Below are 12,478 nucleotides of genomic sequence, written 5' to 3'. Positions count from 1 at the left end.
GCTGTTGCGTTGAGATTGAAAATCAACCAAAGAGTTTTTCGAGGCCGTTTCGAGCAAATCCCACCGGTTCCATAGGAGTAAACTTGCTCCACCCAATGCTCGAAAGGATAGGCATGAAAGAACTCTCCAACCGCACGGCGGCGTTTACCGATTCGGTCATCCGCCGCATGACGCGCATCTCCAACAAGTATGGTGCCGTCAACCTGTCGCAGGGCTTCCCCGACTTTGATCCCCCGGCGCAGCTGCTCGATAGCCTCAGCACCATCGCCACCGATCCCAAGCCGCTCTATCACCAGTACTCCATCACCTGGGGCTCCCAAGCCATGCGTGAGGCGCTTGCCGCCAAGCAGGAGCATTTTATGGGCATGCCGGTGAACCCCAACGAGAATATCGTAGTCACTTGCGGCTCCACCGAGGCCATGATGGCCGCCATGATGACGGTCACAAACCCCGGCGACAAGGTCGTCATCTTCTCGCCATTCTACGAGAACTACGGCGCCGACACGATCCTCTCGGGTGCCGAGCCCATCTACGTGCCGCTTAACCCACCTGCGTTCGACTTTGACCGCGAGACACTCGAGGCGGCCTTCCGCGACAACGATCCCAAGGCCATCGTCCTGTGCAACCCTTCCAACCCCTGCGGCAAGGTCTTTACGCGCGAGGAGCTCACCTTTATCGCCGACCTCTGCAAACAGTACGACGCCTACTGCATTACCGACGAGGTATACGAGCACATCGTCTACGCGCCCCACGAGCACGTCTATATGGCCACGCTGCCCGGCATGTTCGATCGAACCATCAGCTGCAGCTCGCTGTCCAAGACCTACTCCATCACCGGCTGGCGCCTAGGCTACACCATCGCTCCCGCCGAAATCACCGAGCGCATCAAAAAGGTCCACGACTTCCTCACCGTAGGCGCCGCCGCTCCCCTGCAAGAAGCCGTCGTCACCGCCCTCAACTTCGACGACAGCTATTACCAGGAGGTCCTCGACCTCTACACCGCCAAGCGCGACCTGTTCTGTCAGGGACTCGACAGCATCGGCCTTACGCACAACGTGCCGCAGGGCGCCTACTACGTGATGATGGATATCTCGGAGTTTGGCTATGACAGCGACCTCGACTTCTGCGAGGATTTGGCCTCCAAGGTGGGCGTGGGCGCCGTTCCGGGCTCGAGCTTCTTCCGCGAGCCCGTCAACCATCTGATTCGTTTCCACTTTGCCAAGCGAGACGAGACGCTCAACGCTGCGCTTGAGAACCTCAAGTCGCTACGTGATAAAATCAACCCGCGCGGGTAAGGACGGCCCGGCAACTAAAGTAACCAAAGAAGCCCCGCATCGCCCGCCGCGTTGCGAGGCTTCTTTTTATAGCGCTTTCTTAAATGGTTTAGAGCGCTATATTTTAGTCACGGAGCAACTCATCCCGGAGAGAGGAATACTATGGCAGAGCAGCAGCTTATCGGAGCGCTCGAGGCCGGCGGCACCAAGATGGTCTGCGCCACGGGCTATGCGGACGGCACGGTCCTGGAGCGTGAGCAGATCGCGACCACGACTCCGCAGGAGACCGTCGAGGCCGTCAACGCATGACTTGCCGACAAGGGCATCGCCGCGCTGGGCATCGGCGCCTTTGGCCCCACCGCAGTCAACCCTGCCTCGCCCCAATACGGCAAGATCCTGGAGACGCCCAAAACGGCATGGCGCTACTTCGACCTGCTGGGCACCATCCAAAACGAGCTCAATATTCCCTGCGGCTACGACACCGACGTCAACGTCGCCTGCCTGGGCGAGGTCACCTTTGGTTGCGCCCAGGGCCTCACTGACGTGGTGTATCTGACCATCGGTACCGGCGTGGGCGCTGGCGTGCTCTCGGGCGGTAAGCTCGTGCACGGCATGATGCATCCCGAGGCTGGCCACATCCTGGTCACGCGCGACCCGCGCGACACCATTGGCGAGCACAGCGCCTGCCCCTTCCATGACAACTGCCTCGAAGGCCTCATCGCCGGCCCCGGCGTTAGAAAGCGCTGGGATGGCAAGAGCGCCGGAGACATGGCTGATGACCCGGAAGCCATGGACCTGCTCGCCGGCTATCTGGCACAGGCACTCATGACCTACACGCTGTGCTACGCGCCGCAAAAGATCATCATCGGCGGCGGCGTGGCCGACCACACTCCCATCGTGCCGCTCGCACGCAAAAAGTGTGCCGAGATACTCAACGGCTATATCGTCACGACCGAGGTCAACGACATCAATAACTACATCGTCAACAACAGCCTCGAGGGCAAGCAGGGCGTTATGGGCTGCCTGGCCCTGGGCGCACAGGCGCTTCAGTAGCAGATGAACCCACAGGGCGTGGCGCGCCCGGCAAATCCGACCTACGAAACGACGCCACCACGCCTCATATAAGCCCTCAAATAAAAAAGGCCGCCTAGGACCAAACAATACGTCCTAGGCGGCCTTTTTGGCGCACATCAGCGACCGTAAGAGATATCGGAGCACAACGCCCGTTGCCGCTCCACAGCAGTCGATCATCACATCGGTGATCATGCCGGCGCGTCCCGGCACAAAGAGCTGAATCGTCTCGTCAATCGAAGGAATCAGCAGCAGGAACACCGCCGTGGGCAGCAGCACGTCAAAGGTGCGCCGGCCCTCAAAATCAAAGGCGTGCGTTGCCAGGATGCCGAGCACCATATACTCGGAAAAATGCGCGCACTTGCGAACAACAAAGTTGGTCACCCATTCATATGGAAGTCCCACGCCGTGCAGGAAACCGCGGATAGCTTCCATGACCGTTAGGCTCAGTGAGCCCGACCCCGAGCCGGGAACCAGCGAATTGCCCCAGATCAAGAGCGCCATCAGACAGGTTACGACCGCCCATTTTCGATTGATCTTAACCATGCAGAAGTTATGCCTCCGCGCGGAGCGGCGCGAAGCTGGCGGTACCGCCCTCGATAACGCTCAGATAAGCACGGCCCGTACGCTTGGCGGTAGAGGACTGAAGACGCTCGATCTCTTCCTCGAGGATCTGATTGACGCGCTCGTGACGACGATTTTCCATAATGCCGGCGGCAATAGCCTCGGCCCGCTCGATGCTCTCACGCGAGATACGGGCAGTATCCTCGGGGAACACAGCGCTGTGACGGCCGACATAGGCGGGGGCAGCAGGCTGAGGGGCAGCGACGGGAGCGGGGGCTGAAACAGGAGCAGGCTCGTCAATCTCATCCAGAATCGCGGTGGCGGCGGCCCACATACCCTCGTGGCCCGAGTAATCGGCCATGGGGACATCAACCTCGAGCGAGGCGTCCGGAAGGTCGCCGGTGTCGATGCGATCTTGGGCATCAATCGATGCGGTGATGGCTGCAGGCTCATCGAGGTCATCGAGATCGATGCCCGCGGCACCGGAGATGATAGGCATGCTGGCGAGGTTTGCATTGTACGGCGCAGCCTCAGCCGCCTGCTGCTGGGCAGGAGCGCCCCAAAGCGAGCTTTCGGCGGCACGGCGGGCGGCAACGGCCTCCTCGTCCGCGGTCATGGCTTCATCAACGTACGAATCATCGGCAGAAACGTTCGCGTCCGCCGAGGTAGCGCTGTAGGCGTTATTGGCTGCCGCGTTGGCAACGAGTGCCACAAAAGCCGCCGTGCTGCCCGCAGGGGCGGCCTGGGAGCCCGACACGGCACGCGCCGCGGCGGCGATGTCGTCGCGATTGAAGGAGCCGGTCTGCCCGCCGTTGGTGAGCTCGTCGATGGCGACTTGATAGACGTCGCGCGAGCGCGCAGGGTCGCAGCTAACCGGCGAATCGTCGTCGAGCATGCTGTCGATCATGGACCAAGCCTCGGCCTCGTCCATAGCATCTGCGGCACGAGCAATGGTAGGAACACCATCGTCGGCATGACGGCGCTGGAACGCACCAGTCAGGCCGGAAAGGAATGCCGAGGTAGACTGCTCCGACTGAGCCTGAGAAGCAGAAGTCGCAGCGTAAGGAGTCGCATCCTGCTGCTGAGCTGGAATCGAGGCGGTCTTGAACTCGCTTTGATGCTGATTGAGATTGGCGGCACCGCCCATGGCATCGGGCTGGAACAGACGCTCTTCACGCTGCGCACGATACTCGGAGATACCCAGCGAGGCGGCATAGATACCCACGCCCGCCACCGCGCCCACGGCGAAGGGAACTGCACCCGCCACGACCGTCTCGTTCACCGACGAAAACGGCAGCGTCGCGGCATACATAACCACGGGAGCGGCAAGGCCGATCCCACACGAAAGTCCGGCAAGGACTGCTCGTTGTGTTGCATCAGAAGAAGCCATGAGCTCTCCCCATCTTCCAGCACCCAAATCGCATCATTCAGTTGGCTGCGCGAGAGAAGATGAAGCGGGGCTATGCCCCAAAGCAACGGTATATGGTTCGTTTCATCTGCGTTTTCCGTCGCGAAGCTTAAAAGCTATTATGCGAAACCGCCCTGCCGATTGCAAGCGACGATGTCGGATTGAAACGGGAAACCTGCTGCTCGTCGGTCTTACGGTCAAAAATAAGCGCGGAGCGGCGCTACGGAAAAGGGCCGAGGCTCAAAGCCCCGACCCTCTATCGCATTGATGACTATCGTTGCGTGTGGATGACAACCTAGAACGTCTGCTCGTAGTCGCTGTGTTTTTTGGCCGAACGCACCAGGAACTCCTGGTTCGTGTTGGTGCCCTTAAGACCCTTAATAAACGATGCGGCCGCGCGCTCGGTGTTGTTCATGCCGGCAAGAATGCGACGCAGACCAAAGACAAACGGACGCATCTGCTCGTCGACCAACAGATCCTCGTTACGCGTACCGGAGGCAACGGGGTCGATAGCCGGGAAGATGCGGCGGTCGGCCAGGTCGCGGTCGAGCTTAAGCTCCATGTTGCCGGTGCCCTTGAACTCCTCAAAGATGACCTCGTCCATCTTGGAACCGGTGTCGATGAGGGCAGAGGCCAGGATGGTGAGCGAGCCACCGTTCTCGATATTGCGGGCTGCGCCTAGGAAGCGCTTGGGCGGATACAGGGCCGCCGAATCGACGCCGCCCGAAAGGATGCGGCCTGAGGCGGGCGCCGCCAAGTTGTAGGCACGGGCAAGACGCGTGATGGAGTCGAGCACCACCACAACATCGCCACCCAGCTCCACGATGCGCTTGGCGCGCTCGATGACGAGCTCTGCCACGCGGGTGTGGTTGTCGGCAGGCATATCGAAGGTCGACGCCACAACCTCACCCTTGATGGAACGCTGCATATCGGTGACCTCTTCGGGGCGCTCGTCGACGAGCAGGCAGATGAGGTGCACCTCGGGGTTGTTAATCGAGATAGACTGGCAGATCTTCTTGAGGATCGTGGTCTTGCCGGCCTTGGGCGGGGACACGATCAGGCCGCGCTGGCCCTTGCCAATCGGCGACACGATGTCGATGGCGCGACCGGTGATGGAATCCTTGCCGTGCTCCATGCGCAGCGGCTCGTTGGGATAGACCGGGGTGAGGTCGCCGAACTTGGGACGGTTGCGAATCTGCTCGGGGTCCAGACCGTTGACGGTCGTGATTTTGGCGAGGCCGGCGCGCTTGTCGCCGCCGCGCGAAGGACGCAGCGAGCCCTCGATGACGTCGCCCGTGCGCAGGCGCGCGGAGCGGATGAGGTAGGCGGGCACGAAGGCGTCGTCGTTGGACTTCATGTAGCCATGGGCGTGGATGATGCCGGAGCTGTCCGGGCGAATCTGCAGAATGCCCTTGATGTCGCGGAAGCCCTCGGCCTTCGCAGCGGTGACGTAGATTTCCTCGACGAGCTCGGCCTTCTTCTTGCCGGTCGTCTCGATCTCGAACTCCTTAGCCTTCTCGCGCAGCTCAGCGACCTTCATGGCCGCGAGTTCCTCGCGCGAAAGCGTGGGCTCGGTGGGAGCGGCATTACGCTCCTTGTTGCGCTGTTTGCGATCGCGCTGGCGGTTGCGACGGTCGTTGTTGCGGTCGTCCTTACGCTCGTTGCGCTCGTCGTTGCGCTTGTGCTGGCGACGGTTGGGACGAGTGCCGTCTTCGCCCTCAGCGGGGGCGGCACCATCGGTTGCGGCGGTGCCAACATTGGCCGCGGCGGCGTCATTGGCCTCGGCGCCAGAATCAACCTGCGCTTCGACATCCTGCTGCTCGGACGCCTTGGCCTTAACGGACTTCTTACGACCGCGCTTGGGCTTCTCGGACGCAGGCTGTTCGACGTCCTGGGGCTCGGCGGCATCAGTCGATACATCGGCGGTCGTCTCGGCGGAATCCTCGGACGCGCCCTTCTTGGCAGCCTTGGCCTTGGACGTGCGCTTAGCAGCAGTACGACGGCTGCGACCGGGACGGACGTCGGCGGGCTCGGCATCGGCGGGAGCGGCCTCGGAAGTCGTAGCATCCTGGACGGGTGCATCGGCAGCGGTTGCAGACTCGGCGGTCGCCGCAGCATCCCGAGCGGCGGCGGCTGCTGCTGCGGCCTTCTCTGCCTCGACAAAGGCCTTGGGCTTGCGACCGCGACGGTGCGGGCGCAAAGCCGGATCGACAACGGGAACTTCGCTGGCCTCGACAGGCACAGCGGGCTCAACAGGCGATGTGCCCTCCCCTGCCGCGGAACGGACCGAAGCCTCAGTGAGCTCGGGGGTTACCTGTTCAGCAACCTGCTCGGCCTTAGCAGCCGTGCGGCGGCGTGTGCGCGGTACCGGCTTCTCGGTCGGCTGGTCGGCGACAGGGGTCTCGGTGGCGGCAGGCGTCTCGGGCACAGACGGAGCTGCAAGCTCGGTCAGAGCCGCGGCCTCGCGCTCGGCAGCACGACGGCGGGCGCGCACCACCTGAGCCTCGCTAATCTGCGCCAACGCACGTGCCTGCGCGACCTCATCGGAAATCGGCGCCGAGGAGTCAGCTGCAACGGTGCGCTTGACGCGCGTCGTGCGCGTGGTACGGCGCTTGGGCTTGGTGACCTCCTCGCCGTCAGCGGTAGGCTTGGCCGTGCGGCGCGTACGCATGGGCTTTGCCGGAGCAGCCTCCTCACCAGTTGCAGGCGCAGGCGTCGAAGCAGCCTTAGGCGTCTCGGGAGCCGAGGCTTGCGCGGGCGCCGCGACCTGGTCCGACGCAACCGGTGCAGCGGGAGCGGCTTGCGTCGTCGTTATTTCGTTTTCTTGCTGTTGATCAGACACAGTGTTTGCTCAACTTTCTTTTCAAGCCCTGTGATCACATGCTCCCTGCATAAACCTTCAGGGCGGCTAAACAGTCTAGTTCCGTTCAAAACGACGGACATCATTGATCTGTATCGAGATGATTGCGTCAACTACGCAGCGTTAGTGTAACACAACCGCCGTCACCTGCAACTTAGTCATCGGGGACGTTCATAAACGACTAGTCAAAAGGGATACTCTTTGGTTTACCGCCCACAAATCCGACCGCCTCCGCCAAAACTATGGCGGTTTACTACGATGAATCGCTCAACCGCGACTACTCCGAAACCGGTTGAACTAAAACCGCAGGTAGATGCCTTGCGCTTTTTTGCGAAAAGCCGGCGTGGTTGGAAATTCTCAATTCATCGTAGTAAACCGGCATAGTTTCGTATTTCCAGCAGTTCCAAATTCGTCAATACGTCGGCATTTGCGAAAAAAGCCCGACCTCCGTGGGAGATCGGGCTTATAGGGCTCAGTTAAACCAAACCTACACGGTCAAATGACCCGCAGATTACATCTGCTCGGGCGCGGAAACGCCAACGAGGGTGAGCACCAGGGCGAGCGTCACGCGGACGGCATCGCAAGCGGCCAGACGGGCACGCGAAAGCTCGGGGTCGACGGGACGGCCCTCGCTCGGCAGCACCTGGCAGGCAGCGTAGAAGCTGTGGAAGTCACCGGCGAGTTCCTCGGCAAAGTGGGTCAGACGGAACGGGGCGCGATCGCGAGCGCAGCTGGCGATCAGGTCGGTGAGCTCGTTGAGCTTGCGCGAAAGGGCGAGCTCGGTCGGGTCGGTCAGCAGCGAGTAATCGACGTTCTCACCGATGGCCTTGGCGGCAACGGCCTTCATGCCCATCTCGTCGGCCTGCTCAGGCGTTACGTCGGCGGCACGGCGCAGGATGGAGCACACGCGGGCATGAGCATACTGCACGTAATAGACCGGGTTGGAGTTGTCGCGCTTCTTGACGGCCTCGATATCGAAGTCGACCATCTGGTTGGAGCTCTTGGAGATGAGCGTGTAGCGAGCGGCATCGGAGCCGACCTCGTCGACGAGCTCCTGCAGGGTCACCATGGTGCCCTTGCGCTTGGACATACGGACGGGCTTGCCGTTACGCAGCAGGTTGACGAGCTGGCCCAGTAGAACCTCGAACTTGCCGGGGTAACCCAGAGCGTCGCAGACGCAGCGGACGCGCTCGATGTAACCGTGGTGGTCGGCGCCCCAGATGTCGATGACGTGATCGACGCGCTGGAACTTATCCCAGTGATAGGCAACATCGGAGGCGAAGTAGGTGTACTCGCCGTCGGACTTGATCAGGACGCGGTCCTTGTCGTCGCCCAGGTCGGTGGAACGGAACCACAGGGCGCCGTCCTTGGTGTAGAGGTAGCCCATCTTGTCGAGCTTCTCAAAAGCGCGGTCGACGGCAGAGGTGCCGGCGGTCTCGCCCTCGGTGTCCTTCACGTACAGCGAGCGCTCGGAGTACCAACGATCAAAGTCGCAGTTGACGGCGTGGCAGAGGTCGCGCATGTTGTCGACCATCTTTACATAGCCGCGCTCACGGAAGCTCTCCATACGCTCCTGCGGATCGGCGTCGACCCACTTGTCGCCGTCGGTGCGCCAGAACTCGGCGGCCTCGTCGATGATGTAGTCGCCGCCGTAAGAGTCCTTGCCCAAGGTCTCGGCAAAGTTGTCCTGATACGGATGGGTCTCGGGGTGCTCGTCGTTCTCGTCGGCAACAAAGGCGTCACGGTCGGCGATCAGCAGCTTGTGAGCCTCGTCGATATCAACGCCCTGCTTGGCGATGATGTCGGCAAGCTGCATATAGCGCGTGCTGATGGAGTTGCCGAAGGTGTTCATCTGAGAGCCGTGGTCATTGATGTAGAACTCACGCTGGATCTCATAGCCGGCGTGGTCCATAACGCGGCAGAGCGAATCGCCCAGCGCGGCCCAGCGGCCGTGGCCGATGTGCATGGGGCCGACGGGGTTGGCGGAAACGAACTCGACCTGGGTCTTCAGGCCACCACCGACGTTGGACTTAGCGAAGTCCATGCCCTTCTCGCGAGCCTCGCCAAAGATGGCATTCTTGACGGCAACGGAGAGGTAGAAGTTGATGAAGCCGGGGCCTGCGATCTCGACCTTCTCGATCGCGGGGTCCTCGGGCATATGGGCAACGATGACCTCGGCGATCTTGCGCGGGGCGCAGTGGGCCAGCTTGGCGGACTTCAGGGCCATGGTAGAGGTCCACTCGCCATGAGAAGTGTCAGCCGGTCGCTCGATAGCGCAATCGTCAAGTTCAAATGCGGAAAGGTCGCCGGCCTCCTGGGCCGCAGCAAGCGCAGCGCGTACCAGCTCTTCAATCTTCTCGGGCATAGATCCTCCTTGTGTTAAAGCCCCCGAGCTCTTGGTCACTCGTAGGGCAAAAGCCAGAGTTTGTAGCACTCTATCACAAGCGACGGGCACTGTCGCAGGGTAAAGCTAATAGATATTGCATATGCACAAAAATGACTACAGCTTGCATGGAGTCACTCAAAGATGCCGGTCTGCCTGCAGATTATGCAGGCGTTGAAAATGCATAAAGGTGTGAATGAGCTGCGTCTGTTATCGAATACTCTTACCTATCAGAATTGTGTGCTTTTCCTGCATAAAGTAAGGGTTTGCGCACGTCAGCGTGTTATTCTAGACATACGTAAATTCGTATAAGTTGGAGGTAGCATGTTCTCAATCGGTCAACACGTCATTCATCCGGGTCAGGGAGTCTGCACCGTCGTCGGTTTTAGGGACGACACGCCGCAGCCCATGCTGTTGCTCGAGACCAAGCAGGGACATGCGCAGACGATCCTCATGTACCCCGTGGCGCAGGCCGATCGTTTGCATGCCGCCATCTCCCAGCAAGATGCCGAGCACCTGCTGAGCCACTATGACGAGCTGGAGTGCGACACCTTTACCGAGCGTAACAGCTCGCTTGAGGAGACGCACTTTAAGCAGCAGCTCAAGCTGGGCGCGCCCGAGACGGTCCGCGTGGCAAAGACCATGATGCACCGCATTCGCCAGGCCGAGGAAGCTGATAAAAAGCCCAGCTCTTACTACATGCGCGTACTCAAGGAGGCCAAGCGCCGCTCCATCGAGGAGTTCGCCGTGGCCCTGGGCGTCACCGAAGAGGACGCCGAAGCCCGCCTAGCCCAAGCCGCCCTCAACTAACCCATCCGCGCCAAAAACCACCACAAAGGGGACAGGCACCTTTGTGGTGGTTTTTTCGTTCTAGTCGTTCTAGTAGTATTCATTCTTAGCGATACCTACGAGCACAAGGAGCCTCTTATGGCAGAGCCACTTACCGCCGGAATCACCCGCGACCGTGCGTTCGAACTGCTCAACGAGCACAACAAGGACCCGTTCCACATCACCCATGGCGAAACGGTCGAGGGCACCATGCGCTACTTTGCGCGCGAGTTCGACCCCGAGAACGAGGAGTTTTGGGGCATCGTCGGCCTGCTGCACGACCTGGATTGGGAGGAGCATGAGGATGACCCCATGAACCACACCATCTATGCGGCCGAGATCCTCGAGGGCGAGGGCGCCTCTCCCGAGCTCATTCGCGCCATCCAGACGCACACGTCCGATTTCAACACCTCGCTGCCCAAGCCCGAACTGCAGATGGAAAAGATACTGTTCGCCTGCGACGAGCTCACCGGCCTGATCGGAGCCGCCATCGTCATGCGCCCGAGCAAGAGCGTCATGGACTTTACGACCAAGTCGCTCAAGAAGAAGTTCAAGGACAAGCGCTTTGCCGCCGGCTGCTCGCGTGACGTGATTTCGCAGGGCGCCGAGATGCTGGGCTGGGAGCTTCCCGAGCTCTTCGACCGTACCATCGCGGCCATGCAATCCTTCGCTCCCGATCGCGACACCTTCCAGGCCTAACCGCCCACGCCACCTATAACCACCGCAAAGGGGACAGGCGCCTTTGTGGTGGTTTTTCGTTTGCAACAGGTTTAGGGACGGACCTGGCCGGTGCCGCGGAGCTTGTATTTGTAGGTGGTGAGGGCCTCGGCGGCAAAGGGGCCGCGGGCGTGGAGCTTTTGGGTCGAGATGCCGATCTCGGCGCCCAGGCCAAACTCGCCGCCGTCGGTAAAGCGCGTGCTGGCGTTGGCGTATACGGCCGAGGCATCGACCGCGTCCAGGAAGCGCTCGCAGGCATCCTCGTCCTCGGCAACGATGGCCTCGGAGTGCATGGTGCCGTAGCGGTTGATGTGCGCGATGGCTTCGTCCTCGTTCGCCACGACCTTCACGCTCATCTCGAGCGCCAGATACTCGCGGCCCCAGTCCTCCTCAGTCGCGGCTACATAGTCGTCGCCCTCGGCAAGCCCGGCGGCAGCGCATGCGGCGCACGTGGCCTCGTCGCCGTGAATCAGCACGCCGTGGTCGTGCAGCACGGCAACGACCGCCGGCAAAAACGAATCCGCCACGGCACGGTCGACCAGCAGCGACTCGGCGGCATTGCACACGCCCACGCGCTGCGTCTTAGCGTTGACGATAATGTTGAGCGCCTTGTCAAAATCGGCGGATTCATGCACGTAGATGTGGCAGTTGCCTGTGCCCGTCTCGATCACCGGCACAAGCGACTCGCGCACGCAGCGCTGGATCAGGCCCGCACCGCCACGCGGAATGAGCACATCGACAATACCGCGGAGCTTCATGAGCTCGCCGGTGGCCTCGCGGTCGGTGGACTCGATCATCGAGATAGCTTCGCGTGGAAAGCCCTGGGCCTCAAGCGCATCGGCCAGCAGTTCGGCAATCATGGCGCACGAGTGGTAGGCCAGCGAACCGCCGCGCAGGATGCAGGCGTTGCCGGTGCGGATGCAGATGCCCGCGGCATCGGCCGTCACGTTGGGGCGCGCCTCGTAGACCATGGCAACCAGGCCCAGCGGCACACTCACGCGCGTAAGGTCCACGCCACTCGCAAGCACACGGTGATCGAGCACGCGGCCCACGGGATCGGGCAGCTCGGCGAGCTTCTCCAGGCCGGCGGCCATGCCCTCGACGCGCTCGGGCGTCAGCAGCAGACGATCGAGCAATCCGACCGAGGTGCCCGCATCACGCGCAGCGGACATATCGAGCTCGTTGGCGGCGACGATGGAGTCGATACCGTTGCGCAGTGCTGCGGCCATGGCGCGCACGGCCTCCTGGCGCTGCTCGTCGCTCGCCGTGGCAAGCGAGGCCGACGCTGCCTTAGCGGCAACGGCAAGATCGTGGACATACGTGGCTATATCGACCGACATGGACGGCCCTTTCTCCTAGAAGTTTGCAACCAT

Annotated in this window: 8 protein-coding genes and 1 pseudogene; 4 read left to right on the top strand and 5 right to left on the bottom strand. The window is 61.5% G+C overall.

Annotated elements, in window-relative coordinates; genetic code table 11:
- Positions 1 to 113: 113 nt before the first annotated feature.
- On the top strand, positions 114 to 1,295 hold the full coding sequence (locus DW661_RS06510; protein WP_117758335.1) for a pyridoxal phosphate-dependent aminotransferase: 1,182 nt from the start codon (positions 114 to 116) through the stop codon (positions 1,293 to 1,295).
- Positions 1,296 to 1,436: 141 nt separating this feature from the next.
- Positions 1,437 to 2,327 (top strand): annotated as a pseudogene (locus tag DW661_RS06505) (ROK family protein).
- Between the two features lie 114 nt (positions 2,328 to 2,441).
- On the opposite strand, the gene DW661_RS06500 reads toward DW661_RS06505, so the two are convergent.
- From DW661_RS06500 to argS, 4 genes are all read right to left on the bottom strand, one after another.
- Positions 2,442 to 2,891 carry a VanZ family protein gene (locus tag DW661_RS06500; RefSeq protein WP_117758336.1) on the bottom strand — a complete coding sequence of 150 codons (450 nt, stop codon included), beginning with the start codon at positions 2,889 to 2,891 and terminating at the stop codon, positions 2,442 to 2,444.
- A 7-nt stretch (positions 2,892 to 2,898) separates the two neighbouring features.
- Positions 2,899 to 4,299 carry a hypothetical protein gene (locus tag DW661_RS06495; protein WP_147356434.1) on the bottom strand — a complete coding sequence of 467 codons (1,401 nt, stop codon included), beginning with the start codon at positions 4,297 to 4,299 and terminating at the stop codon, positions 2,899 to 2,901.
- Between the two features lie 313 nt (positions 4,300 to 4,612).
- Positions 4,613 to 7,159, bottom strand: coding sequence for a transcription termination factor Rho (gene rho, locus DW661_RS06490; protein WP_370448142.1), 2,547 nt, complete (start codon positions 7,157 to 7,159; stop codon positions 4,613 to 4,615).
- Between the two features lie 529 nt (positions 7,160 to 7,688).
- Positions 7,689 to 9,542: an arginine--tRNA ligase gene (gene argS / locus DW661_RS06485; RefSeq protein ID WP_117635048.1), complete on the bottom strand. Its 1,854-nt coding sequence runs from the start codon at positions 9,540 to 9,542 to the stop codon at positions 7,689 to 7,691.
- Positions 9,543 to 9,884: 342 nt separating this feature from the next.
- Between argS and DW661_RS06480 the strand changes: the two genes are divergently transcribed.
- Together DW661_RS06480 and DW661_RS06475 are read left to right on the top strand one after the other, a co-directional pair.
- Positions 9,885 to 10,370 (top strand): CarD family transcriptional regulator, encoded by a 486-nt coding sequence (locus tag DW661_RS06480; RefSeq protein ID WP_022094807.1) that lies wholly within the window; start codon positions 9,885 to 9,887, stop codon positions 10,368 to 10,370.
- Positions 10,371 to 10,487: 117 nt separating this feature from the next.
- Positions 10,488 to 11,087: an HD domain-containing protein gene (locus DW661_RS06475; RefSeq protein ID WP_118935087.1), complete on the top strand. Its 600-nt coding sequence runs from the start codon at positions 10,488 to 10,490 to the stop codon at positions 11,085 to 11,087.
- A gap of 71 nt (positions 11,088 to 11,158) precedes the next feature.
- Here the strand turns inward: DW661_RS06475 and DW661_RS06470 are convergent, their stop codons facing one another.
- Positions 11,159 to 12,445 carry a glutamate-5-semialdehyde dehydrogenase gene (locus DW661_RS06470; RefSeq protein WP_117770210.1) on the bottom strand — a complete coding sequence of 429 codons (1,287 nt, stop codon included), beginning with the start codon at positions 12,443 to 12,445 and terminating at the stop codon, positions 11,159 to 11,161.
- Positions 12,446 to 12,478 lie beyond the last annotated feature (33 nt).

The sequence above is a fragment of the Collinsella sp. AM24-1 genome (assembly GCF_003470325.1).
GTDB lineage: Bacteria > Actinomycetota > Coriobacteriia > Coriobacteriales > Coriobacteriaceae > Collinsella.
Note: the sequence above shows the minus strand (reverse complement) of the source record. Positions and strands in the feature narration are given on the sequence as shown.